Origin of the sequence: Streptomyces sp. NBC_00878 (assembly GCF_026341515.1) — a bacterium.
Taxonomy (GTDB): Bacteria; Actinomycetota; Actinomycetes; order Streptomycetales; family Streptomycetaceae; genus Streptomyces.
The window spans coordinates 6,608,527-6,633,194 of record NZ_JAPEOK010000001.1; the positions used below are offsets into that span (position 1 = coordinate 6,608,527).

Here is a 24,668-nt window from a genome sequence, read left to right on the forward strand (position 1 = left end):
TGTTGGGTGTCTGAGGGTACGGCCGGTTGATTGGCTGCCTTCAGTGCCGGCCCCAGTGAACTCGCCCGTGAGGGTGGGGTGGTGGGTGGTTGGTCGTTGTTTGAGAACTGCACAGTGGACGCGAGCATCTGTGGCCAAGTTTTTAAGGGCGCACGGTGGATGCCTTGGTACCAGGAACCGATGAAGGACGTGGGAGGCCACGATAGTCCCCGGGGAGTCGTCAACCAGGCTTTGATCCGGGGGTTTCCGAATGGGGAAACCCGGCAGTCGTCATGGGCTGTCACCCACATCTGAACACATAGGGTGTGTGGAGGGAACGCGGGGAAGTGAAACATCTCAGTACCCGCAGGAAGAGAAAACAACCGTGATTCCGGGAGTAGTGGCGAGCGAAACCGGATGAGGCCAAACCGTATACGTGTGAGACCCGGCAGGGGTTGCGTATGCGGGGTTGTGGGATCTCTCTTCTGTCGTCTGCCGGCGACAGGACGAGTCAGAAACCGTTGATGTAGGCGAAGGACATGCGAAAGGTCCGGCGTAGAGGGTAAGACCCCCGTAGTCGAAACATCAACGGCTCGTTTGAGAGACACCCAAGTAGCACGGGGCCCGAGAAATCCCGTGTGAATCTGGCGGGACCACCCGCTAAGCCTAAATATTCCCTGGTGACCGATAGCGGATAGTACCGTGAGGGAATGGTGAAAAGTACCGCGGGAGCGGAGTGAAATAGTACCTGAAACCGTGTGCCTACAAGCCGTGGGAGCGTCGCGCAAGGAACTTGTTCCTTGCGTCGTGACTGCGTGCCTTTTGAAGAATGAGCCTGCGAGTTTGCGGTGTGTTGCGAGGTTAACCCGTGTGGGGAAGCCGTAGCGAAAGCGAGTCCGAACAGGGCGGTTTAGTAGCGCGCTCAAGACCCGAAGCGGAGTGATCTAGCCATGGGCAGGTTGAAGCGGCTGTAAGAGGTCGTGGAGGACCGAACCCACCAGGGTTGAAAACCTGGGGGATGACCTGTGGTTAGGGGTGAAAGGCCAATCAAACTCCGTGATAGCTGGTTCTCCCCGAAATGCATTTAGGTGCAGCGTCGTGTGTTTCTTGCCGGAGGTAGAGCACTGGATAGGCGATGGGCCCTACCGGGTTACTGACCTTAGCCAAACTCCGAATGCCGGTAAGTGAGAGCGCGGCAGTGAGACTGTGGGGGATAAGCTCCATGGTCGAGAGGGAAACAGCCCAGAGCATCGACTAAGGCCCCTAAGCGTACGCTAAGTGGGAAAGGATGTGGAGTCGCAGAGACAACCAGGAGGTTGGCTTAGAAGCAGCCACCCTTGAAAGAGTGCGTAATAGCTCACTGGTCTAGTGATTCCGCGCCGACAATGTAGCGGGGCTCAAGCGTACCGCCGAAGTCGTGTCAATCCAGCATGAGGGCCAACGCCCGCTGGGTTGGGTAGGGGAGCGTCGTGTGCCGGGTGAAGCCGCAGCGGAAGCTAGTGGTGGACGGTTCACGAGTGAGAATGCAGGCATGAGTAGCGATACACACGTGAGAAACGTGTGCGCCGATTGACTAAGGGTTCCTGGGTCAAGCTGATCTGCCCAGGGTAAGTCGGGACCTAAGGCGAGGCCGACAGGCGTAGTCGATGGATAACCGGTTGATATTCCGGTACCCGCTGTGAAGCGTCAAACATCGAACCTTCTGATGCTAAGACCGTGAAGCCGTTCCGGACCCTTCGGGGAAAGGAAAGTGGTGGAGCCGTCGGCCCAAGGTGGTAGTAGGTGAGTGATGGGGTGACGCAGGAAGGTAGTCCAGCCCGGGCGGTGGTTGTCCCGGGGTAAGGGTGTAGGCCGTGTGGCAGGTAAATCCGTCACACATTGAGGCTGAGACCTGATGCCGAGCCGATTGTGGTGAAGTGGATGATCCTATGCTGTCGAGAAAAGCCTCTAGCGAGTTTCATGGCGGCCCGTACCCTAAACCGACTCAGGTGGTCAGGTAGAGAATACCGAGGCGTTCGGGTGAACTATGGTTAAGGAACTCGGCAAAATGCCCCCGTAACTTCGGGAGAAGGGGGGCCATCACTGGTGATAGCACTTGCTGCTTGAGCTGGGGGTGGCCGCAGAGACCAGCGAGAAGCGACTGTTTACTAAAAACACAGGTCCGTGCGAAGCCGTAAGGCGATGTATACGGACTGACGCCTGCCCGGTGCTGGAACGTTAAGGGGACCGGTTAGTCACATTTCGGTGTGGCGAAGCTGAGAACTTAAGCGCCAGTAAACGGCGGTGGTAACTATAACCATCCTAAGGTAGCGAAATTCCTTGTCGGGTAAGTTCCGACCTGCACGAATGGCGTAACGACTTCTCGACTGTCTCAACCATAGGCCCGGTGAAATTGCACTACGAGTAAAGATGCTCGTTTCGCGCAGCAGGACGGAAAGACCCCGGGACCTTTACTACAGTTTGATATTGGTGTTCGGTTCGGCTTGTGTAGGATAGCTGGGAGACTGTGAAGCGGGCACGCCAGTGTCTGTGGAGTCGTCGTTGAAATACCAGTCTGGTCGTGCTGGATGTCTAACCTGGGTCCGTGATCCGGATCAGGGACAGTGTCTGATGGGTAGTTTAACTGGGGCGGTTGCCTCCCAAAGGGTAACGGAGGCGCCCAAAGGTTCCCTCAGCCTGGTTGGTAATCAGGTGTTGAGTGTAAGTGCACAAGGGAGCTTGACTGTGAGACCGACGGGTCGAGCAGGGACGAAAGTCGGGACTAGTGATCCGGCGGTGGCTTGTGGAAGCGCCGTCGCTCAACGGATAAAAGGTACCCCGGGGATAACAGGCTGATCTTCCCCAAGAGTCCATATCGACGGGATGGTTTGGCACCTCGATGTCGGCTCGTCGCATCCTGGGGCTGGAGTCGGTCCCAAGGGTTGGGCTGTTCGCCCATTAAAGCGGTACGCGAGCTGGGTTTAGAACGTCGTGAGACAGTTCGGTCCCTATCCGCTGTGCGCGTAGGAGTCTTGAGAAGGGCTGTCCCTAGTACGAGAGGACCGGGACGGACGAACCTCTGGTGTGCCAGTTGTCCTGCCAAGGGCATGGCTGGTTGGCTACGTTCGGGAGGGATAACCGCTGAAAGCATCTAAGCGGGAAGCCTGCTTCGAGATGAGGGCTCCCACCCACTTGATGGGTTAAGGCTCCCAGTAGACGACTGGGTTGATAGGCCGGATGTGGAAGCCTCGTAAGGGGTGAAGCTGACCGGTACTAATAGGCCGAGGGCTTGTCCTCAGTTGCTCGCGTCCACTGTGTTGGTTCTGAAACCACGAACAACCGTTGTAGCCATGGTCACGGCTCCGGTTTGTCAGTTTCATAGTGTTTCGGTGGTCATAGCGTGAGGGAAACGCCCGGTTACATTCCGAACCCGGAAGCTAAGCCTTACAGCGCCGATGGTACTGCAGGGGGGACCCTGTGGGAGAGTAGGACGCCGCCGAACGAATTTTAAGAGAAAGCCCCCGCACTTCGGTGCGGGGGCTTTCTTGCGTTTCAGGGAGTTTTTATGGCGGGCGCGATTCCCTTTCCGCCCCTGCGCTTCCGCAGTGCTCAAAGGCGTCCCGCTGCCTTGAGTGCCAGATATGCGTCCGCCAAGGCCGGCGGCAGATCGTTCGGTGTCGCGTCGACGACAGTCACTCCGTGGCGGGTGAGTTGTTCCGCGGTGCGATGGCGTTCTGTCTGGGCCTGCGCCGCTGCGGCGGCCTCGTACACGGCGTCGGTGTTTCCGCGTGCCGCTGCCATGCGCTCTATGTGGGGGTCGGACACCGAAGCGACGAGGACTGTGTGGCGCTGAGTGAGGCGGGAGAGTACGGGAAGCAGTCCTTCCTCGATGGGGGCCGCGTCGAGAGTGGTGAGGAGCACGATCAGTGAGCGGCGCGGGGCCGTGCGGAGAGCCGTGGAGGTGAGGCCGCGGGCGTCCGTTTCGAGGAGTTCCGGTTCGAGGTGGGCCATGGCGTTGACCAGCGAGGGAAGGACATCGCCTGCGGCTCGGCCCTGTACGAGGGCACGTACGCGGCGGTCGTATGCGAGGAGGTCCACACGGTCGCCGGCCCGGGAAGCGAGGGCTGCCAGGAGGAGGGCCGCGTCCATGGAGGCGTCGAGGCGGGGGATGTCTCCGACGCGGCCCGCGGAAGTGCGGCCCGTGTCGAGGATCAGGAGGATGTGGCGGTCGCGTTCGGGGCGCCAGGTGCGTACGGCGACCGTGGAGTGGCGGGCGGTGGCGCGCCAGTCGATCGAGCGGGTGTCGTCGCCGGGGACGTACTCGCGGAGGCTGTCGAATTCCGTGCCCTCGCCGCGGGTCAGGACGCTGGTGCGGCCGTCGAGTTCGCGCAGGCGGGCCAGCTTCGAGGGGAGGTGCTTGCGGCTGGTGAACGGGGGCAGGACGCGTACCGTCCAGGGGACCTTGTGGCTGCCCTGGCGGGCGAAGAGGCCGAGAGGACCGTACGAGCGGATGGTGACGCGGTCCGTCTGGCGGTCGCCGCGGCGGGTGGGGCGAAGGCGGGTGGTGACGCGTCGGCGTTCGCCTGCGGGGACCGTGAGCTCGTGGCGGGACGCGGCGATCTCCGTGCCGGGCTGCCAGCTGCTCGGAGGCCAGGCGTCGCGGATGCGGGCGCGCAGGGGGCGGCGGGACGGGTTGGTGACGGTGAGGGTGACGTCGGCCGTTTCGCCGAGGCGTACGGAGGTGTCGCCGGAGCGGGTCAGGCCGAGGCTGCGTACCGGGGCTGCCAGGGCGAAGTCGCAGGCGCAGGCGAGGGCCAGGGGAGTGTTCACGGCGAGGATGCCTGTCCAGCTGGGTTCCCAGAGGCCGACGGGGAGGGAGCCGAGGGCCGCCAGGAGGGCGGTGCGTCCGGTGAGGGCCATCAGCGGGGTACGGGGACGTGGGCGAGGATCGCGTTGATGACCGAGTCGGCCGTCACGCCCTCCATCTCTGCCTCCGGGCGGAGTTGGACGCGGTGGCGGAGGGTCGGGAGCGCGAGGGCTTTCACGTCGTCGGGGATGACGTAGTCGCGGCCGGTCAGCCAGGCCCAGGCGCGGGCCGTGGCCAGGAGCGCCGTCGCGCCGCGTGGGGAGACGCCGAGGGTGAGGGACGGGGATTCGCGGGTGGCGCGGCAGATGTCCACTACGTAGCCGGTGATTTCGGGAGAGACCGAGGTCTTGGCCACAGCCGCGCGGGCGGCTTCGAGGTCTGCGGGGCCGGCGACGGGGCGCACGCCGGCGGCGCGCAGGTCGCGCGGGTTGAAGCCCTCCGCGTGCCGGGTGAGGACACCGATCTCGTCCTGGCGGGACGGGAGAGGGATCGTCAGCTTGAGGAGGAATCGGTCCAGTTGGGCTTCGGGGAGGGGGTACGTGCCCTCGTACTCGACCGGGTTCTGGGTCGCGGCGACCAGGAACGGCTCGGGGAGCGGGCGAGGGGTGCCGTCGACGGTGACCTGGCGCTCCTCCATGGCCTCCAGGAGGGACGACTGGGTCTTCGGCGGGGTGCGGTTGATCTCGTCGGCGAGGAGGAGGTTCGTGAAGACCGGGCCCGGCTGGAAGGAGAACTCGGCGGTGCGGGCGTCGTAGACGAGGGAGCCCGTGATGTCGCTCGGCATCAGGTCCGGGGTGAACTGGACGCGCTTGGTGTCGAGTTCGAGTGCGGACGCGAGGGCCCGGACGAGCAGCGTTTTCGCCACTCCGGGGACCCCTTCGAGCAGGACGTGTCCGCGGCAGAGGAGAGCTACGACGAGGCCGGTCACGGCGGGGTCCTGGCCGACCACGGCTTTGGCGATCTCGGTGCGCAGGGCTTCCAGGGAGGAGCGGGCGGTGCCCGGATCCCCGGTGTACCCGGCGTTGTCAGTGGTCGGGTCCATCATGGACGGCGTACCTCTCTTTCGAGGGCGTCGAGTTGGTCGGCGAGAGCGATGAGGGCGGCGTCGTCGCTGGGTGGCGGCCCGAAGAGGAGGGAGTGCAGGGCCTGTCCTTCCCGGCGGAGCTGGGTGGACAGGGCGGGGAGCAGGGTCTCGGGCGCGTGCGCCTGGGCGGGGGATACGCCGACGAGGGGGGCGAGGCGGGTGCGGGTGGTGGAGCGCAGAGCCGTGGCTGCGCGGTCGCGGGCGTTGGACTTGCGGTAGAGGCGGGCGCGGCCTTCGACGGTCTCGGAGGCGCGGATCGCGACGGGGAGTTTCTCCGGGACGAGAGGGCCCAGGCGGCGGGCGCGCCAGAGGGCGGCCAGGGCTGCCGCGATGAAGAGCTGCAGCGTGCCCCAGAGCCAGCCGGAGGGCATCAGGTCGAAGAAGCTGCGGTCACCGGAGTCGGTGGCCGAGTCGTCGGAGAGTGAGGGGAGGTACCAGACCACGTGGTGACGGGAACCGAGCAGTTGGAGGGCGAGCGAGGCGTTGCCCTGCTTGTCGAGGCGTTCGTTCCGGAGGATGTCGGGAGAACCGAGCACGACGGTGTCGCCGGTCCCCTCGGCCGCCGGGATGCGCAACAGGGTGGGCAGGCCGTCGCTGGGGTAGCAGGAGTCGGCGTCGGACGCGTCGTCCGTGGTGGTGTAGCGGATGCCGCCGGTGTCGGCCGTGCCCGCTCGCCGGGCGGCGGGCAGGGCGCAGCCGGGCGGGAGTGCGGAGTCGAAGCTGAGCGCGGGGTCGGCGGCGACTCCCGGGGCGAGGGTGCCGACGGACGGGGTGTCGGGGGCGACGAGGACGGTACGGCCGCCGGAGCTCGTGAACGCCGAGTGGAGGCGGCTCTGCTGGCGGCCGGTCAGCAGGTCGGGGCGGGCGACCAGCAGGGTCGTGTCCGAGCCGATGGCGGTTTGGGCCTCTTCCAGGGTGGTGACCACGCGGGTGGACACGCCTTGGTCGGCGAGGAGTTCGGCGACGGCGCGGCTGCCGGAGGGGTCGGCGGAGCGCGGGTCGAGGCTGCCGCGCCGGTCGTCCGAGCGGACCGCGGCGATGGCGACGGCGGCGGCCAGGAGGACCACGAGTGCGAGCACGACACCGCGCGTGCGGGTCCACACCTGGCGGGCGGTGAGAGAGGCCGAGGTGGACGGGAGGGTGGCCGCGGGCGCCTCGGGTGCGGGTGCCTCGCGCGCCTCGGGGGTCATTCGGCGGCCCCCTGGCGGGCGCTGTGGGGTGTGCTCTGCGTGCTGCTCGCCAGGACCGGCTTGGTGCGTTCCAGGTCGCGGTCGAGCTGTGAGAGACGGTCGTACGTCTCCGAGGTGGCCGTTCGCCCGCCGTATGTCACGTCGTCGAAGTCCCGGGCCGCGGCGCGCAGTCGGTCCGCGTGGGCGGGAAGCGTGTGGCCCGCTTCGGCGGCGGCCTCGTCGGCGGTGCGGCCGGGGCGGGGGTCGAGCAGGGCGCGTTGCTCCAGGGAGCGCACGACGGCGCGCATGCGCTCCTGGACGGCTTGGTTCCAGTGGCCCTGGGCCGCGTGTGCCTCGGCGGCCGCGCGGTGCTCGGCGGCGCTGCGCGGCCGGTCGTCGAAGAGCGGGGCAGCCGATGTCGGGCCGCGGCGTGGGCTGCCGAGGCGCCACCAGAGGGCGCCGATGAGGGCCACGGCCGCGAGGATGACGACAAGGAGGCCTAGTGCGCCGCCCGGTGTAGCGGAGGAGGCGGCGTTGAACAGCTTGTCCACCCACTCCCAGAAGGCGTTCAGGGCGCGTTCGAGCAGGCTGGGGTCGTTCTCGTGGTACATCCGCTTGGACAGTTCGCGCCGGGCCGCCTCCCGCGCGGGGTCGCGCGGGATCGTCACCGGCGGTTCGCCCTCGCCACGCGACAGTGTGCGTACGGCTGTGCCGCTGGTGTGTGGCAGCGTCAGTACGGCTGTGAGAACTCCCCCCGCCAGGCTCACTCCGTCAGCTCCCCCGAGTGGAGCCGGGGGTGCCGGAGCCGTAGTCCTGGAGGCCGGCCGCGCGGGCCAGGTCGAGGTCGAGGGCCTCGCGGCGGATGCGCTGGTCGATGTAGAGGAGCACGGAGACGCCGGCGGTGATCGGGAACGTGAGCATGGCGCCGATCACCGAGCCGATCCCGCTGATGATCAGGAACGTCCAGCCGAGGTCGCCGGTGGCGGTGTCGAGGAAGCCGGTGACACCCTCGCCGCTGAGCGCGGAGGCGACGAAGGCGAAAGGGATCACGATGATCGACGCCACGATGTTCGCGATGATCGTGGCGAGCAGCTGGATGCCGAAGACCCGCCACCAGGAGCCGCGGACGAGCTTCGCGGAGCGGCTCATCGACTTCAGGACGCTCTGCTTCTCCAGCATCAGTGCGGGCGAGGCCAGCGAGAAGCGGACCATCAGCCAGAGCGCGACGACGGCCGCGGCCAGGCCGCCGAAGACGGCGAGCGCGACGGCGCCGTCACCGCCGCCGGCGAGGCCGACGAGGATGCCGGGCAGCGTGCCCGCGGCGGCGGTCGCGATGGCGATGAGGGGGAGCAGGAAGGTCAGGCCGAAGAGTTTGGGCAGCTGCGGCCGGGCGTCACGCCAGGCCTCCGAGGTGGTCACCGACTTGCCGAGCACGGCGCGGCTGGTCACGGTCGTGAGCAGGGCGGTCGCGAAGATCGTGCCGAGCAGGGTGACCAGCAGAACGACGCCGGTGTTCAGGAGGGTGTCGCCCAGGGCGCGGGACAGTTCGCCGGCGGTGGCGCTGGGGTCGTTCAGGGTCTCCGTGCTGGCGCTGTCGTCCAGGACGAAGCCCTGGAGCAGGATCACGGCGATCTGGGTGAAGACGGCGACAGTCAGCGAGATGCCGAGGACGGTGCGCCAGTGCGTACGCATGGTCGACACCGCGCCGTCGAGGATCTCGCCGACGCCGAGCGGGCGGAGCGGGATGACGCCGGGCTTGGCCGCGGGCGGGGGACCGCCCCAGCCGGGGCCCCAGCCGGGGTGGCCACCGGGACCGTAACCGCCGGGGCCGCCGTAGCCACCAGGACCGCCGGGGCCCCCGTAACCGCCGTACCCGCCGGGGTCGGCCGGTGGCTGACCGCCCCAGCCGGGGCCTGGCGGGGGTGGTGGCGGGGCCTGGGGCGGGGTGCCCTGGGGGCCGCCGGGGGCGGGCCACTGGGCGGGTGGGGGCTGCTCCTTGGACCACTTCGGGCCCGGACCGGACGGGTCGGGGCCAGGCTGGCCCGGCCTGTCCGCAGCCGGCTCGTCCGCGGGCTCCGTAGGACCGGGCTGGTCCGCGGGCGGGGTCGGACCGGAAACCGTCGGCTCCTGTCCGTTCTGCCCGTCGGAAGGGGCAGATCCGGGCGATGCCCAGCCCGGAGTGTCTTTCATCGTCGCTCCTTCACGGTGCCCGCCCGCGGTCGCGGCGGCAGGTTGGCTGCCATCGTGCCACGGTGTGGCCGGGAAGTGACCGGCCGCCGTATGGGCTGCACACCTTCAATTGTCCGGCCGGTACGGGGCAGACTGGGCGGATGGCTGATCAGTACGCGCAATCCCGCGAGAACAACGGGACCACCGAGGTACCGGCGATCCGGTGGGACGAGCCGCCGGAAGGTCCTGTGGTGGTCCTCCTCGACCAGACGAGGCTGCCCGCCGAGGAGGTCGAGCTGGTGTGCACGGACGCGCCTGCCCTGGTGGAGGCGATCCGTACGCTCGCCGTTCGCGGGGCGCCGCTGCTCGGCATCGCCGGGGCGTACGGGGTCGCGCTCGCCGCCGCGCGAGGGTTCGACGTGGACGAGGCCGCGGCCGCGCTCGCGGGTGCACGGCCCACCGCGGTGAACCTCTCGTACGGGGCACGCAGGGCCCAGGCGGCCCACCGCGCGGTGCTGCGGGGCGGTGGTGACCGGGAGCAGGCCGCCGAGGCCGCGCTCGCCGCCGCTCGGGCACTCCACGAGGAGGACGCCGAGGCCAGCGCTCGGATGGCCGTGCACGGGCTGGCGCTCCTGGACGAGCTGCTGCCCGGGGGCAACCACCGGATCCTGACGCACTGCAACACCGGGGCGCTGGTGTCCGGGGGTGAGGGCACGGCGTTCGCGGTGGCGCTCGCGGCGCACCGGGCGGGGCGGCTGCGCAGGCTCTGGGTGGACGAGACGCGGCCGTTGCTGCAGGGTGCTCGCCTGACGGCCTATGAGGCGGCGCGCAGCGGAATGGCGTACACCTTGCTCACGGACAACGCGGCGGGATCGCTGTTCTCGGCGGGAGAGGTGGACGCGGTGCTGATCGGGGCCGACCGGATCGCCGCCGACGGTTCGGTGGCGAACAAGGTGGGGAGCTATCCGCTCGCGGTGCTGGCCAGGTACCACCATGTGCCGTTCATCGTGGTGGCGCCGGCGACGACGGTGGATCCGGACACTCCGAACGGAGCAGCGATCGAGGTCGAGCAGCGCGCCAGTCATGAAGTGACGGAGATCACGGCACCCCAGGTGCCGGTGGCGGGAGCGGAAGCGGGAGGCGGGATACCGGTGGCACCCCTGGGGACCCAGGCGTACAACCCGGCGTTCGATGTGACGCCGCCCGAGCTGGTGACGGCGATCGTCACCGAGGAAGGCGCTGTGTCTCCCGTGACGGCTGAGGCGCTTGCAGAGCTGTGTGACAGGTCACGCCAGGTAACGATTTAGTTAATGGGATGATGACGTTTATGAAGGGACGAGTCCTTGTCGTCGATGACGACACCGCACTGGCCGAGATGCTCGGCATTGTGTTGCGTGGTGAAGGTTTTGAGCCGTCTTTCGTAGCCGACGGCGACAAGGCGCTGGCCGCTTTCCGTGAGAGCAAGCCCGACCTGGTGCTCCTGGACCTGATGCTTCCCGGCCGGGACGGTATCGAGGTGTGCCGCCTGATCAGGGCGGAGTCCGGGGTGCCGATCGTGATGCTCACCGCGAAGAGCGACACCGTCGATGTCGTGGTCGGCCTGGAGTCGGGTGCCGACGACTACATCGTGAAGCCGTTCAAGCCAAAGGAGCTGGTGGCCCGGATCCGGGCCAGGCTGCGCAGGTCGGAGGAGCCGGCGCCCGAGCAGCTCGCGATCGGCGATCTGGTCATCGACGTGGCCGGTCACTCTGTGAAGCGGGAGGGGGCGTCGATCGCGCTGACTCCGCTGGAGTTCGACCTGCTGGTGGCGCTGGCCCGCAAGCCGTGGCAGGTGTTCACGCGAGAGGTGCTCCTGGAGCAGGTGTGGGGCTACCGCCACGCGGCGGACACCCGCCTGGTGAACGTCCATGTGCAGCGGCTGCGCTCCAAGGTCGAGAAGGACCCGGAGCGACCGGAGATCGTGGTGACCGTCCGCGGCGTCGGTTACAAGGCAGGACCGAGCTGACATGTCCCGGGACAGTGCCGCTTCGGCGCCCGGCCGGCCCGGGACCCGCGCGGGGCGGCCTGTCGGTCGGAAGACGACGGGCCCGCGCTGGGCACGGTTCACCGAGGGCGGGCTGTTGCGGGGCGGAGTCCAGGGCAGCCCGGTCCTTCGGCTGTTCATGCGCTGGGTGCGGCGTCCGCTGCTGCCCGTCATGCGGCTGTGGCGGCGCAACATCCAGCTCAAGGTCGTCGTCACGACCCTGCTGATGTCGCTGGGCGTCGTGCTGCTGCTGGGCTTCGTCGTGATCGGGCAGGTGCGCAACGGCCTGCTGGACGCCAAGGTGAAGGCTTCGCAGAGCCAGGCCACGGGCGGCTTCACGGTCGCCAAGCAGGAGGCCGACAGCGCGGCGGGCGCGGGCGGGGACGACGGCCCGGGCTCGGACGAGAACCCCGTCCAGAACGTCAGCGGGTGGATGAGCGACCTCGTGCAGTCGCTGTCCAGCGGCGGCCAGGGCGCGTTCAGTGTCGTGACCCTCAGCACCACCTCCGCGGACAACGACAGCAGGGGCCTCGGGCCGCGTGCGTCGGGTTATGTCGACCCGAGCCTCAGCGTGCCCCAGGACCTGCGTAAGCGGGTCGACGACGGCACGGGGGCGGCGCAGAGCTACACGCGCATCGTGTACACCAACGACCAGGACTCCCAGCCCGCGCTGATCATCGGCACGCAGGTCAACGACCCCAAGGGCGATCCGTACCAGCTGTACTACCTTTTCCCGCTCACGCAGGAGGAGAAGTCGCTCAGCCTGGTCAAGGGGACGCTCGCGACGGCGGGGCTGTTCGTCGTGGTACTGCTCGGGGCGATCGCCTGGCTCGTGGTGCGCCAGGTCGTCACGCCCGTACGGATGGCCGCCGGGATCGCCGAGCGGCTGTCCGCCGGGCGCCTTCAGGAACGTATGAAGGTCACCGGCGAGGACGACATCGCGCGGCTCGGTGAGGCCTTCAACAAGATGGCGCAGAACCTTCAGCTCAAGATCCAGCAGCTGGAGGACCTGTCGCGGATGCAGCGGCGGTTCGTCTCCGACGTGTCGCACGAGCTGCGTACGCCGCTGACGACCGTCCGGATGGCGGCCGACGTCATCCACGACGCGCGCGTGGACTTCGATCCGATGACCGCGCGGTCGGCCGAACTGCTCGCCGACCAGCTCGACCGGTTCGAGACCTTGCTCGCGGACCTGCTGGAGATCAGCCGCTTCGACGCGGGCGCGGCGGCCCTGGAGGCCGAGCCGATAGACCTGCGGGTAGTTGTCCGCAGGGTCGTCAGCGGGGCCGAGCCGCTCGCGGAGCGCAAGGGCACGCACATACAGGTCGTCGGGGACCAGCAGCCGGTGGTCGCCGAGGCGGACGCCCGGCGGGTCGAGCGGGTGCTGCGCAACCTCGTGGTCAACGCCGTGGAGCACGGCGAGGGCAAGGACGTCGTGGTCAAACTCGCGGCGGCGGGCGGAGCGGTCGCGGTCGCGGTGCGTGACTTCGGAGTGGGGCTCAAGCCCGGCGAGGCGACCCGCGTGTTCAGCCGCTTCTGGCGGGCCGACCCGGCACGCGCGCGTACGACCGGCGGTACGGGCCTCGGCCTGTCCATCGCCCTGGAGGACGCGCGGCTGCACGGCGGCTGGCTGCAGGCCTGGGGCGAGCCGGGCGGCGGCTCGCAGTTCCGGCTGACGCTGCCGCGGACCGCGGACGAGCCGCTGCGGGGCTCGCCGATACCCCTGGAGCCCAAGGACTCGCGGCGCAACCGCGGACTGAACGACGCCGGGCTGCCCCTCGGCGGTACGCAGAAACTGGCCACCGTGCCCGTCCAGCCCGACAGCGAGCGTGCCGTGCCGCCGCCCATGCAGGCGCGGTCGCAGCTCGCGCCCCGGGTGACGGGCGCCGTGGACCCGGCGGCGCTGCCCGGCAACGGCGCGCGCGTGGTGCCGCGGCCCACCGCGGAAGCGCGCGGCCAGAGCGCTCTGGCCGCGGAGGAGGCCCCGTCCGAGGACGGCCGGGGAGCCGGCGGGGAGCCGGATCGGTTGAAGCAGGGGGAGGAATCACGTGGGCGCTGACCGCGATCGGGGCGGCCGTCGGCGTCCGGCGCGCGTGGTGGTGTACGGCGCCTGTGGAGCCGTACTGCTGACCGGATGCGCCTCGATGCCGGACGGCGGGGATCTGCGCGGGGTCGAGGCATCGCAGCGGCCGGACGCGCAGGTGAGGGTGTTCGCCATGCCGCCGCGGGAGAACGCCCGGCCCGAGGAGATCGTGCAGGGCTTCCTGGAGGCGCTGACCAGCGACGATCCAGGGTTCGAGACGGCGCGTAAATACCTGACCAGTGAGGCGTCCGAGGAGTGGCGGCCGAACGAGTCGACGACGGTGCTCGCGGACGGGCCGAACACGGTGGCGGAGCACAGCGGCAGCCGCGAGGCGACCGGCGACTACGCCTACTCGCTGACCGGCACCAAGGTCGCCGCGGTGGACTCGCAGTTCGCCTACGAGCCCACCAACGGGACGTACCGAGAGCTCGTGCACCTCACGAAGCAGCAGGAGAAGGACGGCACCAGGCAGTGGCGCATCGACGAGCCGCCACAGGGTCTGGTGATGGGGAAGTCCGACTTCCAGCGCAACTACGTGTCCGTCAACAAGTACTACTTCGCGTCGAACACGGCGGGCGGGACGGACGAGCAGCTCGGGGCGGTCGCCGACCCCGTCTACGTACGCGAGCAGGTGGACCCGGTGACCCAGATGGTCCGCTCGCTCCTGAAGGGGCCGACGAGCTGGCTCAAGCCGGTGGTCAGGTCCAGTTTCCCCACCGGTACGGCGCTGAAGAAGGGCGTCAAGTCGCTGACGCCCGACGACCAGAACCGACTGACGGTGCCGCTGAACGAAAAGGCCGACCGGATCGGCCAGTCCGTGTGCCAGGAGATGGCGGCCCAAATCCTGTTCACCCTCCAGAACCTGACGCCCACGGGCATCGACGAGGTGGAGCTGCAGCGTTCGGACGGAACGCAGTCGTGCGTGCTCCGCGCCAGCCGGGCCGAGAGCTACGTCGCGCACGGCCCGACGAAGCGTGACGAGTACGAGTACTTCATCGACGGTGAGAAGCGGCTCGTCCGGATAGCGAGCGCGGGCAGCGAGCAGGAGCCCGAGCCGGTACCGGGTGCGCTCGGCGACGGCGACAAGGCGCTGCGGGCGGCCGCGGTCTCGCGGGACGAGGACACCGCGGCCGGGGTGTCGGTCGACGGGCGCTCGCTGTACGTCGGGTCGCTCGCGTCAGGCGGTTCGCTCGGGGAACCCGTGCTGCGCAGCACGGCCACCTCTGCCAACGACGGGCTGACGACGCCCAGTTGGGACACGGGGGGTGACCTGTGGGTGGCCGACCGTGCTCCGAAGAACTCCAAACTGCTCCTGCTCAAGAAGGGCGCGGGTGAGCCGCTGGTGGTCACGACGCCCGGGCTCGACGGGCGGATCGAGGCGGTGCGGGTGGCCGCCGACGGTGTGCGGATCGCCCTGATCGTGCGGAAGGGCGACAGGACGACCCTGCTGCTGGGCCGGATCGAGCGGCAGGAGGGGCCGGACGGGAAGCCGACCGTCTCCATCCATGAGCTGCGGTCCGTTGCACCGCAGCTGGAGGAGGTCACCGCCATGTCCTGGGCCGGCGACAGCCGTCTGGTCGTGGTCGGGCGCGAGGCCCGGGTCGTGCAGCAGATCCAGTACGTCCAGGTCGACGGCTCCACGCCGGTCGGCCCGGCACCCGCCGCGCTCACCGGCGTGAAGGAGATCGCCGCCTCCGAGGACGAACGGCTGCCCCTGGTGGCCCACTCGGAGGACGGGATCGTGCGGCTCTCGTCCGGTTCGCAGTGGCAGACGGTGGTCAAGACGGGGATGGCGCCGGTCTATCCGGGCTGAACCCGGGGCTCGGTTTGCTCTCGCTGTCCGAGGGTTGTTGATCCGGGGGTCTGGCTGCCGCCTGCCGCCTGCCGCCTGTCGTTTGTCGTCTGCCGTTTGTCGATTGTCGTCCGCCCGGCTGTTGGTCAGCCTGCCGGCTGCCGGTCCGTTGGCCCATCCGCCCTGCGCGTCCGGCTGACCGTCTGGCTGCGGCGGAGCCGGTACGTCGGGTCGGGGTCCCTCGTGTGGGGGACAACGCCCCTGCGGTTGACCGGAGTTGTCCACAGGGCGTTTTCCACAGGGGTGGCAGGGTCGGACGGGCGTTGGCACAGTGGTCGGCATGCGGGGGTGGTGGCGGGACCTCACCGACCTGGTGCTCCCGGCCGAGTGCGGAGGCTGTGGGAGGCCTCGCACGGTGCTCTGCCCGGAGTGCCGTGCCGCCCTGACAGGGGCCGTACCGAGCCGGGTGCGACCGGAGCCGGAACCACCGGGGCTGCCGGTGGTGCACGCGGCGGCTCCGTACGAGGACGAGGTGCGCGCGGTGCTCCTCGCCCACAAGGAACGGGGTGCGCTGATGCTCGCGGGGCCGCTCGGAGCGGCGCTGGCGCGGGCCGTGCGGGCGGGGCTCGCGACCGGTGGCGGGAGCGGGGCCGGCGGCTGGAGTGGGGCGGGCGGCAGGCGTGGGGCCGCGGGGCTCGTGCCCTGTGCCGATGGATTCGGCGGAATGGGCGGAGTGGGCGTCTCCTGGACGCCTGTGTCGCTCGTTCCCGTTCCGTCCGCGCCATGGGCGGTCCGGGCGCGGGGACACGACCCGGCACGGCGGATCGCGCTCGCCGCGGCGGGTGAGCTACGGCGTACGGGGACGCCGGCCCGGGTACTCGCCGTACTGCGACAGCGGCGTGCCGTGGCCGACCAGTCGGGGCTCAACTCCCGGCAGCGGCTGGACAATCTGGCCGGCGCCCTGGAGGTGGCCGCCGGGGGCGCGCGGCTGCTGGCCGGCGGCGGGCGGGTCGTGCTCGTCGACGACCTGATGACGACGGGCGCGTCCTTGGCGGAGGCGGCACGGGCCTTGGAGGCCGCTTTCGCGACGGGAACGGGTCCTTACGGCCGAGTAACACCCAAAGTGACAAGGGAAGGTATGGCGCGAGCGACGGCGACAGGTGTAGGACGGCCAGAAGCGGTCAGGGAAATGAGGGGTGCGAACGGCGCCGAAGGCAGGCTCGGCGCGGCTGTGGTCGCGGCGACACCCGCATCCTTCGAAATAAACCGGAACTGACAGAGAAGTTGCGTCGTTGCAGGTAGTGAGAGGTCTTATTCACCTGAATGGAGGTACGTCGCGGTAGAGGGTGACGACATCCGTCCAGGCGAGATATGTTCGGTTGTGAGGGAATGGCGCACGCCGTACCTCGCATATCGGAGTGCCGTGCCGTGGGTTTTCTGCAATCACCCGCGACAGTGGGGTGGGGATCTTGCCCGCGGGGGAGGAGGAGGTGGAAGTCACCGAGTCCGAGGTTCCGGGACTTGCCGGAGCCTGGTGCAAAAGGGAGACGCTCCGCCGTCGATGCGGAGCGATCCGGGAACGGAGTTCTGCGTGGACATCGTCGTCAAGGGCCGCAAGACCGAGGTGCCCGAGCGGTTCCGCAAGCACGTGGCCGAGAAGCTGAAGCTGGAGAAGATCCAGAAGCTCGACGGCAAGGTGATCAGCCTCGACGTCGAGGTGTCCAAGGAGCTCAACCCTCGACAGGCCGACCGCTCGGACCGAGTGGAGATCACGCTCCACTCCCGCGGTCCGGTGATCCGGGCAGAGGCAGCGGCAAGCGATCCGTACGCGGCGCTGGACCTGGCGGCAGACAAGCTGGAAGCACGGCTGCGCAAGCAGCACGACAAGCGGTACACGCGCCGCGGCGCACGCAGGATCTCGGCGGCCGAGGTTGCCGACCACGTCCCGGGCGCGGCGACGCTGAACGGGAACGGCAGCGTCGTCCACCACGAGGAAGAGCCCGACGTCGTGCCGACCAAGAAGATCGGCTCACTTGAGGTGAAGGGTGACGGCCCCCTTGTCGTCCGCGAGAAGACCCACGTCGCGTCCCCGATGACGCTCGACCAAGCGCTCTATGAGATGGAGCTGGTCGGGCACGACTTCTATCTGTTCGTCGACTCCGAGACCAAGGAACCGAGTGTCGTCTACCGGCGGCACGCGTACGACTATGGCGTTATCCACCTCAGCACGGACCCGATGGTCGCCCGGGGGCAGAACGCCTCGGCAGGCGGGGCACTGGGCGGCTGACCTCGCCCGGCGAGCGCTGAGCCGGTGCCCCTGGAGTGCCCGTGTGCTCCCAGGGGCACCGGTGTGCGACCCCTTCGTGCCCCGCTCTGTCATCGCGTTGCCGCCCGGGCATGAAATCATGGCCGTACCGGCCCAACCGGTGGGCCGCTGCCTCGGGTTGGCGATGGCACAGGAAACACAGGCCACGGCCTTCAGGGGGAGGAACCATGGCGGACAGCTTCGGACCGATGCGTGACGAAGATGCCGACGACGGCGTCGTCGGCATGGGCCCGGACGCGGGCTCCCCACGCAAGGAGCCCATCAGGGTCCTTGTCGTGGATGACCATGCGCTCTTCCGCCGCGGCCTGGAGATCGTGCTCGCCGCCGAGGAGGACATCCAGGTCGTCGGGGAGGCCGGTGACGGTGCGGAGGCGGTCGACAAGGCCGCCGATCTGCTGCCGGACATCGTGCTGATGGACGTACGGATGCCGAAGCGCGGTGGGATCGAGGCGTGCACCTCCATCAAGGAGGTCGCGCCCAGCGCGAAGATCATCATGTTGACGATCAGCGATGAGGAGGCCGACCTCTACGACGCGATCAAGGCGGGGGCCACCGGGTATCTCCTGAAGGAGATCTCCACGGACGAAGTGGCCACGGCCATTCGCGCCGTTGCGGACGGGCAGTCTCAGATCAGCCCGTCCATGGCGTCGAAGCTGCTCACCGAGTTCAAGTCGATGATCCAGCGCACGGATGAGCGGCGGCTGGTGCCGGCGCCCCGGCTCACCGAACGTGAGCTGGAGGTTCTCAAGCTGGTCGCGACCGGGATGAACAACCGGGATATCGCCAAGGAGTTGTTCATCTCCGAGAACACCGTGAAGAACCATGTGCGGAACATCCTGGAGAAGCTGCAGTTGCACTCCAGGATGGAGGCCGTGGTGTATGCGATGCGGGAGAAGATTCTCGAGATTCGGTGAAGGGGCTCTGTCGGCGAGGGCGTCGGTCCGTCCTAGCCCAGCGTTCGGCTCAGTTCCGTTGTCAGGGCGTCTCGTAGGGCCGGGGTGTTCGCTCGCTCCACCCGTACGTTCGTGCAGTCGACCCAGGTGGCTGCCTCCAGGAGGGCCTGAGCCACCGCTGGTACGGCCTTGGGGCTGTCCAGGGTGACCTGTTTGGCGACGAGGGTGTTGCCCTCGCGGGCCGGGTCCACGCGGCCGACCAGACGGCCGCCGGCGAGGACCGGCATGGCGAAGTAGCCGTAGACCCGCTTCGGCTTGGGGACGTAGGCCTCCAGGCGGTGAGTGAAGCCGAAGACGCGCTCCGTGCGCGCCCGCTCCCAGACAAGGGAGTCGAACGGCGACAGGAGCGTGGTGCGGTGGCGGCCCCGCGGGGGCGTCGCCAGAGCCGTCGGGTCCGCCCAGGCGGGCTTGGACCACCCCTCCACCGTGACCGGGACCAGACCCGAGTCCGCGAGCACCGCGTCGACCTGCTCGCCCTTGAGACGGTGGTAGTCGGCGATGTCCGCGCGTGTGCCGACGCCCAGGGACTGCCCCGCGAGCCGGACCAGACGGCGCAGGCACTCCGTGTCGTCCAGCTCGTCATGGAGCAGGTCGGCCGGGATGGCGCGCTCGGCGAGGTCGTACACCCGCTTCCAGCCGCGGCGCTCCGTGCACACCACCTCGCCGTACATCAGCGCGCGCTCGACAGCGACCTTCGTGCCCGACCAGTCCCACCACTCGCTGGTCTTCTTCGCGCCGCCCAAGTCGGTGGCCGTGAGCGGGCCTTCGGCCCTCAGCTGCTTGATGACCTGGTCGTACGTGCCGTCCGGCAGCCCGTGGTTCCAGTGCGGGCGGGCCCGGTAGGCGCGGCGGCGGAAGGCGAAGTGCGGCCACTCCTCGACGGGCAGGATGCAGGCGGCGTGCGACCAGTACTCGAAGGCGTGCGGCCGTGGTGGCGCCGTACCGTCGGACGCGGGGGTCCAGTAGGCGCCGTCCACCGTCTTGCGGCCGACCGCGCCGAGACGGGCGTACGGAACGAGTTCGTGGGAGCGGGCCAGGACGGAGATCGTGTCGAGCTGGACCGCGCCCAGGTGCCGCAGCACGCCTCGGACGCCGCCCCGGCGGTCGGGGGCGCCCAGGAAACCCTGGGCGCGCAGGGCGATTCGGCGGGCCTCGTCGGCGGAGAGTTCGGCGGTGGGTCGCGGCAGACTCGTCATGGTCCGCACGATATGCCGTGCCACTGACAGTGGGCCCTGAGCTGCGGAAATCCCTCCGGAACGACAGCGAGCGGCGGTCAGCGGCGGGAGGGGCGAAGGTGAGCGGTGGACGTCGGGCCGGGCGGGCGGCGGGAGTTCAGTCCTGGTGTGGAGCGGGCAGGTAGGGCGCGGTCGACGGCAGTCCCAGGTCCGACGGGAGGAGCGAGCCGACCCAGCAGTCGCGGCGTACGCCCTTGTTGTTGATGCCGGAACGGAGGGTGCCCTCGATGGTGAAGCCGGCGCGTTCGGCGACCGCGCGGGAGCCCGTGTTGCCGACCTCGGCCCGCCACTCGACGCGGTCGATCGCCCGTTGGGTGAACGCCCAGCGGGAGGCGGTGAGGGCCGCCTCGGTGGTGTAGCCGTTGCCCCGGTGTTCCTTCGCCGTCCAGAAGCCGATCTCACCGACTCCCAGGGAATGCATTGTGATGGCGAGCATGCCGGCGAGTTCACCGCCGACCGGCAGGAAGACACCGAACGTGAACATGGAGCCGTCCGCCCAGCCGTCGGGCGCGAGCTGCTCGGTGAAGCCCACCGCGTGCTCGCGCAGATAGGGCGACGGGATCGTGGTCCAGCGCTGGATGTCGGGATCCTGGACGGCGTCGTACACGGCGTCGGTGTCGTGCGGGCCCACCGTGCGCAGCAGGAGCCGTTCGGAGGTCAGTGTGACGGGGTCCATCGGCCGATTCTGCTCGGGCTTCGGCAAGGAAGCCATCACTTTAGCCCTGTGTGAGGCGGTGGTTACCTTTCGTAGCGCGAGTGCGGCACCTTCCGCATCCTCCGCCCGTTGTCCTAATGGCTGTCACATGCAGACCTCCCGGCGCGGTGGGGTCCTCGCTTACGATGGCCGTTGCTCAAGCTGTGAATTGAAACCGCCATTGAAACCGACCGTCCCAGGCCCGACCGGCAAGGAGACAAACCCTCGTGTCCGTCCTCTCGAAGATCATGCGTGCAGGCGAAGGAAAGATCCTGCGCAAACTGCACCGCATCGCGGACCAGGTCAACTCCATCGAAGAGGACTTCGTTGACCTCTCCGACGCCGAGCTGCGAGCCCTGACCGACGAGTACAAGCAGCGGTACGCCGACGGCGAAAGCCTCGACGACCTGCTGCCCGAGGCGTTCGCGACCGTCCGAGAGGCCGCCAAGCGCGTCCTCGGCCAGCGTCACTACGACGTACAGATCATGGGCGGCGCCGCGCTCCACCTCGGCCACGTGGCCGAGATGAAGACCGGTGAGGGCAAGACCCTGGTCGGCACGCTGCCCACGTATCTGAACGCCCTCTCCGGAGACGGCGTCCACCTCATCACGGTCAACGACTACCTGGCCGAGCGCGACTCCGAGATGATGGGCCGCGTCCACAAGTTCCTGGGCCTCGAAGTCGGCTGCATCCTGGCCAACATGACGCCGGCCCAGCGCCGCGAGCAGTACGCGTGCGACATCACGTACGGCACGAACAACGAATTCGGCTTCGACTACCTGCGCGACAACATGGCGTGGTCGCAGGACGAACTGGTGCAGCGCGGCCACAACTTCGCGGTGGTCGACGAGGTCGACTCGATCCTCGTCGACGAGGCCCGTACGCCGCTGATCATCTCCGGCCCCGCCGACCAGGCCACCAAGTGGTACGGCGACTTCGCGAAGCTCGTCACGCGACTGAAGAAGGGCGAGGCGGGCAACACCCTCAAGGGCATCGAGGAGACCGGCGACTACGAGGTCGACGAGAAGAAGCGCACCGTCGCCATCCACGAGTCCGGCGTCGCCAAGGTCGAGGACTGGCTGGGCATCGACAACCTCTACGAGTCGGTGAACACACCTCTGGTGGGCTACCTGAACAACGCCATCAAGGCCAAGGAGCTCTTCAAGAAGGACAAGGACTACGTCGTCATCGACGGCGAAGTCATGATCGTCGACGAGCACACCGGCCGTATCCTTGCCGGCCGCCGCTACAACGAGGGCATGCACCAGGCGATCGAGGCGAAGGAAGGGGTGGACATCAAGGACGAGAACCAGACGCTCGCCACGATCACCCTGCAGAACTTCTTCCGCCTCTACAAGAAGCTCTCCGGCATGACCGGTACGGCGATGACCGAGGCCGCCGAGTTCCATCAGATCTACAAGCTCGGCGTCGTCCCGATCCCGACCAACAGGCCCATGGTCCGCCAGGACCAGTCGGACCTGATCTACCGCACCGAGGTCGCGAAGTTCGACGCGGTGGTCGACGACATCGCCGAGAAGCACGAGAAGGGCCAGCCGATCCTCGTCGGTACGACGTCGGTCGAGAAGTCCGAGTACCTCTCGCAGCAGCTCAGCAAGCGGGGCATCCAGCACGAAGTGCTGAACGCGAAGCAGCACGACCGTGAGGCGCCGATCATCGCCCAGGCCGGCCGCAAGGGTGCCGTGACGGTCGCTACGAACATGGCCGGCCGTGGTACGGACATCAAGCTCGGCGGCAACCCCGACGACCTCGCCGAGGCCGAGCTGCGCCAGCGCGGCCTCGACCCCGAGGAGCACATCGAGGAGTGGGCCGCGGCGCTGCCCGCCGCCCTGGAGCGGGCCGCGAAGGCCGTGCAGGCCGAGTTCGAGGAGGTCAAGGACCTCGGCGGGCTCTATGTGCTGGGCACCGAGCGGCACGAGTCGCGTCGTATCGACAACCAGCTGCGCGGTCGCTCCGGCCGTCAGGGCGACCCGGGCGAGTCCCGCTTCTACCTCTCCCTGGGCGACGACCTGATGCGCCTCTTCAAGGCCCAGATGGTCGAGCGCGTCATGTCGATGGCGAACGTCCCGGACGACGTCCCGATCGAGAACAAGATGGTCACCCGTGCCATCGCCTCCGCCCAGTCGCAGGTCGAGACGCAGAACTTCGAGACCCGCAAGAACGTCCTCAAGTACGACGAGGTCCTCAACCGGCAGCGCGAGGTCATCTACGGAGAGCGCCGCCGCGTCCTGGAGGGCGAGGACCTGCAGGAGCAGATCCAGCACTTCACGGACGACACGATCGACGCGTACATCGACGCGGAGACCGCCGAGGGCTTCGCCGAGGAATGGGACGTGGACCGGCTGTGGGGCGCCTTCAAGCAGCTCTACCCGGTGAAGGTCACCATCGAGGAGCTGGAGGAGGCCGCGGGCGACCGCGCGGGCCTCACGGCCGAGTTCATCTCCGAGTCCATCAAGGACGACATCCACGAGCAGTACGCGGCCCGCGAGGAGCAGCTCGGCTCCGAGATCATGCGTGAGCTGGAGCGCCGGGTCGTGCTGTCGGTCCTCGACCGCAAGTGGCGCGAGCACCTCTACGAGATGGACTACCTCCAGGAGGGCATCGGCCTGCGCGCGATGGCCCAGAAGGACCCGCTGGTCGAGTACCAGCGCGAGGGCTTCGACATGTTCACCGCCATGATGGACGGCATCAAGGAGGAGTCCGTCGGCTACCTGTTCAACCTGGAGGTCCAGGTCGAGCAGCAGGTCGAGGAGGTCCTGGTCGAGGACTCGAAGCCGTCGCTGGCCAAGGAGGACGCGGTGCCGGCGGGTGCGTCCCGTCCGGAGATCCGGGCCAAGGGCCTCGACGCTCCGCAGCGGCCGGACCGGCTGCACTTCTCCGCGCCCACGGTGGACGGGGAAGGTGGCGTTGTCGAGGGCGACTTCACCAACGACGACGATGAGCCGGTGCGGTCGGAGTCCGACGGGCTTACGCGCGCGGAGCGTCGTAAGCAGCAGAAGGGGAGCCGTCGCCGCAAGAAGTGACGGTTCGCTCCGCGGGTGAGCGAGTTGGTTGTGAAGGGCCGGGCGCCTCTTGGCGCCCGGCCCTTCGTGTTGCCGGGAGCCGGGAGCCGGGAGCCGGGCCCCGGCTCCCGGCCTCCGGCCTTGAGAGCCGGGGAGCGACCGGGGCCGGGTGTTGTTCGGCCGCGGCTCGGTGGGGGCTTGGCGCGCAGTTCGCCGCGCCCCTTGTAGGGCGCCCAGAGTGAGGCGTACGGGTCAGGCGTCGTTGGTGTGTGGCATGCGGGCGCCGCCCAGTTCCACCGCTGTGCAGCGCCAGCGGAGGTCGGGACCCTGTTCCAGGCGGAAGGCCATGGCGCGGAGCTGGTCGCCCGCCCCGATGCGGGCGAAGGCCTCGACGGCGCCCGGGCGGGGCACGTAGTAGCCGATGTCCCGGACGACGGGGCGGGTGCCGCGGGCACGGAGCGGGCCGCGTTCGGCGAGCCAGGCCAGTTCGTCGTACGCGCGGCCGACGGTGTGCCGGAGCATGCAGTGGACGGGGCGCTGACCGCTCAGAACGGCCAGCAGACGGTCGGCGAAGAGGTCGGTGGGGCAGGGCTGCCGGGGTGCGCCCGCAGGGCCCTCGGCGGGGGCTGTGCGGGTCGTCCGCGGCGGGGCTCCGGACGGTCCCGTCCGGGGTGCACCGCCGCCGGGTGCCGCCTGGGCGCCTTCGCTCGGTACGGCCCGAGAGCCTGACACCGTCCGCGAATCCGGCACCGTCCGCGAGTCCGACACGGTCCGCGAGTCCGGCACCGTCCGCGAATCCGGTACGGCTCGTGAGTCTGGTACGGCCGGAGCGGAGCCCCCGGCTGCTTCCCTCCGGGTGCGGCCCTCGCCAGGAGCCGGTGCGGTGCTGCCCGGTGTCGTGCTCGGGGCGGTTCCCGACCGTGCCGTACGCGGTCGGCCTCCACCTGGTGTCGTACGGGGTGTGCCCGCGCCCGGGCGGCGGGTGTCGTGGCGTACGGGCGGGCGGGTGCCCGGGGCGCCCGGAGTGCGCTTCGTCCTGGTCATCACCTTGTTCACGGCGGGATCCCCATTCCTTCGGACCGAGTCGATACCGGTCGGTAACTTTCCGTTGGGGATCTTGTACGAGGCCGGAGCGGGCGGCCGCAAGGACGCTGGGCGCGCGCCGGGGGTGCCGGAATGTTCACCTATCAGGGTGATGGGGGAGGGCGGGAGGCTTGGCGCGGCAAGGGTGGACCGGGTGACGTGCGAGGCCCGTGGTGGACGCCGTTGGAGGGGCGGCCGGGACTCGAAAGGGG

Annotated in this window: 16 protein-coding genes and 2 rRNA genes; 10 read left to right on the top strand and 8 right to left on the bottom strand. The window is 68.9% G+C overall.

Annotated elements, in window-relative coordinates; all coding sequences use genetic code 11:
- Positions 1-132: 132 nt before the first annotated feature.
- Positions 133-3,255 (top strand): 23S ribosomal RNA (locus tag OHA11_RS28735).
- Positions 3,256-3,343: 88 nt separating this feature from the next.
- Positions 3,344-3,460: ribosomal RNA gene (gene rrf, locus OHA11_RS28740) — 5S ribosomal RNA — on the top strand.
- A gap of 107 nt (positions 3,461-3,567) precedes the next feature.
- Here rrf and OHA11_RS28745 read toward each other — a convergent pair.
- From OHA11_RS28745 to OHA11_RS28765, 5 genes are read right to left on the bottom strand one after another with little or no spacing between them, the layout of a single operon-like run.
- Positions 3,568-4,878, bottom strand: a complete 1,311-nt coding sequence (locus OHA11_RS28745; RefSeq protein WP_266501267.1) for a DUF58 domain-containing protein — start codon at positions 4,876-4,878, stop codon at positions 3,568-3,570.
- Complete coding sequence (locus OHA11_RS28750) at positions 4,878-5,867, bottom strand: MoxR family ATPase (protein WP_266507526.1); 990 nt, start codon at positions 5,865-5,867, stop codon at positions 4,878-4,880. Before OHA11_RS28750 ends, OHA11_RS28745 begins: the two co-directional genes overlap by 1 nt.
- Positions 5,867-7,099, bottom strand: coding sequence for a DUF4350 domain-containing protein (locus OHA11_RS28755; protein WP_266501269.1), 1,233 nt, complete (start codon positions 7,097-7,099; stop codon positions 5,867-5,869). Before OHA11_RS28755 ends, OHA11_RS28750 begins: the two co-directional genes overlap by 1 nt.
- Positions 7,096-7,845 (bottom strand): DUF4129 domain-containing protein, encoded by a 750-nt coding sequence (locus tag OHA11_RS28760; RefSeq protein WP_266501271.1) that lies wholly within the window; start codon positions 7,843-7,845, stop codon positions 7,096-7,098. Before OHA11_RS28760 ends, OHA11_RS28755 begins: the two co-directional genes overlap by 4 nt.
- A gap of 4 nt (positions 7,846-7,849) precedes the next feature.
- Positions 7,850-9,268 (bottom strand): hypothetical protein, encoded by a 1,419-nt coding sequence (locus OHA11_RS28765; protein WP_266501272.1) that lies wholly within the window; start codon positions 9,266-9,268, stop codon positions 7,850-7,852.
- Positions 9,269-9,408: 140 nt separating this feature from the next.
- Here OHA11_RS28765 and mtnA point away from each other — a divergent pair, with 140 nt between their 5' ends.
- The 7 genes from mtnA to OHA11_RS28800 all read left to right on the top strand — a co-directional run bounded on the left by mtnA (position 9,409) and on the right by OHA11_RS28800 (position 18,385).
- A complete protein-coding gene (gene mtnA, locus OHA11_RS28770) occupies positions 9,409-10,554 on the top strand; it encodes an S-methyl-5-thioribose-1-phosphate isomerase (RefSeq protein WP_266501274.1) in 1,146 nt (381 codons plus the stop codon).
- 8 nt (positions 10,555-10,562) lie between these two features.
- Positions 10,563-11,252: a two-component system response regulator MtrA gene (mtrA, locus tag OHA11_RS28775; protein ID WP_323186684.1), complete on the top strand. Its 690-nt coding sequence runs from the start codon at positions 10,563-10,565 to the stop codon at positions 11,250-11,252.
- Position 11,253: 1 nt separating this feature from the next.
- Positions 11,254-13,329: an MtrAB system histidine kinase MtrB gene (gene mtrB / locus OHA11_RS28780; protein ID WP_266501277.1), complete on the top strand. Its 2,076-nt coding sequence runs from the start codon at positions 11,254-11,256 to the stop codon at positions 13,327-13,329.
- On the top strand, positions 13,319-15,166 hold the full coding sequence (locus OHA11_RS28785; protein ID WP_266501282.1) for an LpqB family beta-propeller domain-containing protein: 1,848 nt from the start codon (positions 13,319-13,321) through the stop codon (positions 15,164-15,166). Before mtrB ends, OHA11_RS28785 begins: the two co-directional genes overlap by 11 nt.
- 319 nt (positions 15,167-15,485) lie before the next feature.
- Positions 15,486-16,421: a ComF family protein gene (locus OHA11_RS28790; RefSeq protein ID WP_266501284.1), complete on the top strand. Its 936-nt coding sequence runs from the start codon at positions 15,486-15,488 to the stop codon at positions 16,419-16,421.
- 285 nt (positions 16,422-16,706) lie between these two features.
- Positions 16,707-17,432 carry a ribosome-associated translation inhibitor RaiA gene (gene raiA, locus OHA11_RS28795; RefSeq protein ID WP_266501286.1) on the top strand — a complete coding sequence of 242 codons (726 nt, stop codon included), beginning with the start codon at positions 16,707-16,709 and terminating at the stop codon, positions 17,430-17,432.
- 206 nt (positions 17,433-17,638) lie between these two features.
- Positions 17,639-18,385 carry a response regulator transcription factor gene (locus OHA11_RS28800; protein ID WP_055617175.1) on the top strand — a complete coding sequence of 249 codons (747 nt, stop codon included), beginning with the start codon at positions 17,639-17,641 and terminating at the stop codon, positions 18,383-18,385.
- Positions 18,386-18,417: 32 nt separating this feature from the next.
- Here the strand turns inward: OHA11_RS28800 and OHA11_RS28805 are convergent, their stop codons facing one another.
- Together OHA11_RS28805 and OHA11_RS28810 are read right to left on the bottom strand one after the other, a co-directional pair.
- Positions 18,418-19,620, bottom strand: a complete 1,203-nt coding sequence (locus OHA11_RS28805) for a winged helix-turn-helix domain-containing protein (RefSeq protein WP_266501289.1) — start codon at positions 19,618-19,620, stop codon at positions 18,418-18,420.
- 136 nt (positions 19,621-19,756) lie between these two features.
- Positions 19,757-20,335, bottom strand: coding sequence for a GNAT family N-acetyltransferase (locus OHA11_RS28810; RefSeq protein ID WP_266501291.1), 579 nt, complete (start codon positions 20,333-20,335; stop codon positions 19,757-19,759).
- 245 nt (positions 20,336-20,580) lie between these two features.
- Here OHA11_RS28810 and secA point away from each other — a divergent pair, with 245 nt between their 5' ends.
- Positions 20,581-23,394 carry a preprotein translocase subunit SecA gene (gene secA, locus OHA11_RS28815; protein WP_266501293.1) on the top strand — a complete coding sequence of 938 codons (2,814 nt, stop codon included), beginning with the start codon at positions 20,581-20,583 and terminating at the stop codon, positions 23,392-23,394.
- Positions 23,395-23,625: 231 nt separating this feature from the next.
- On the opposite strand, the gene OHA11_RS28820 is transcribed toward secA, so the two are convergent.
- Positions 23,626-24,429: an Rv3235 family protein gene (locus OHA11_RS28820; protein ID WP_266501295.1), complete on the bottom strand. Its 804-nt coding sequence runs from the start codon at positions 24,427-24,429 to the stop codon at positions 23,626-23,628.
- Positions 24,430-24,668: the final 239 nt, after the last annotated feature.

What these genes read in the sequence shown, in the direction of transcription:
- OHA11_RS28745 (WP_266501267.1), bottom strand. Translation starts at nt 4,878, where the DNA reads ATGGCCCTCACCGGACGCACCGCCCTCCTGGCGGCCCTCGGCTCCCTC.
- OHA11_RS28750 (WP_266507526.1), bottom strand. Translation starts at nt 5,867, where the DNA reads ATGGACCCGACCACTGACAACGCCGGGTACACCGGGGATCCGGGCACC.
- OHA11_RS28755 (WP_266501269.1), bottom strand. Translation starts at nt 7,099, where the DNA reads ATGACCCCCGAGGCGCGCGAGGCACCCGCACCCGAGGCGCCCGCGGCC.
- OHA11_RS28765 (WP_266501272.1), bottom strand. Translation starts at nt 9,268, where the DNA reads ATGAAAGACACTCCGGGCTGGGCATCGCCCGGATCTGCCCCTTCCGAC.
- mtnA (WP_266501274.1), top strand. Translation starts at nt 9,409, where the DNA reads ATGGCTGATCAGTACGCGCAATCCCGCGAGAACAACGGGACCACCGAG.
- mtrA (WP_323186684.1), top strand. Translation starts at nt 10,563, where the DNA reads ATGATGACGTTTATGAAGGGACGAGTCCTTGTCGTCGATGACGACACC.
- mtrB (WP_266501277.1), top strand. Translation starts at nt 11,254, where the DNA reads ATGTCCCGGGACAGTGCCGCTTCGGCGCCCGGCCGGCCCGGGACCCGC.
- OHA11_RS28790 (WP_266501284.1), top strand. Translation starts at nt 15,486, where the DNA reads ATGCGGGGGTGGTGGCGGGACCTCACCGACCTGGTGCTCCCGGCCGAG.
- raiA (WP_266501286.1), top strand. Translation starts at nt 16,707, where the DNA reads ATGCGGAGCGATCCGGGAACGGAGTTCTGCGTGGACATCGTCGTCAAG.
- OHA11_RS28800 (WP_055617175.1), top strand. Translation starts at nt 17,639, where the DNA reads ATGGCGGACAGCTTCGGACCGATGCGTGACGAAGATGCCGACGACGGC.
- OHA11_RS28805 (WP_266501289.1), bottom strand. Translation starts at nt 19,620, where the DNA reads ATGACGAGTCTGCCGCGACCCACCGCCGAACTCTCCGCCGACGAGGCC.
- OHA11_RS28810 (WP_266501291.1), bottom strand. Translation starts at nt 20,335, where the DNA reads ATGGACCCCGTCACACTGACCTCCGAACGGCTCCTGCTGCGCACGGTG.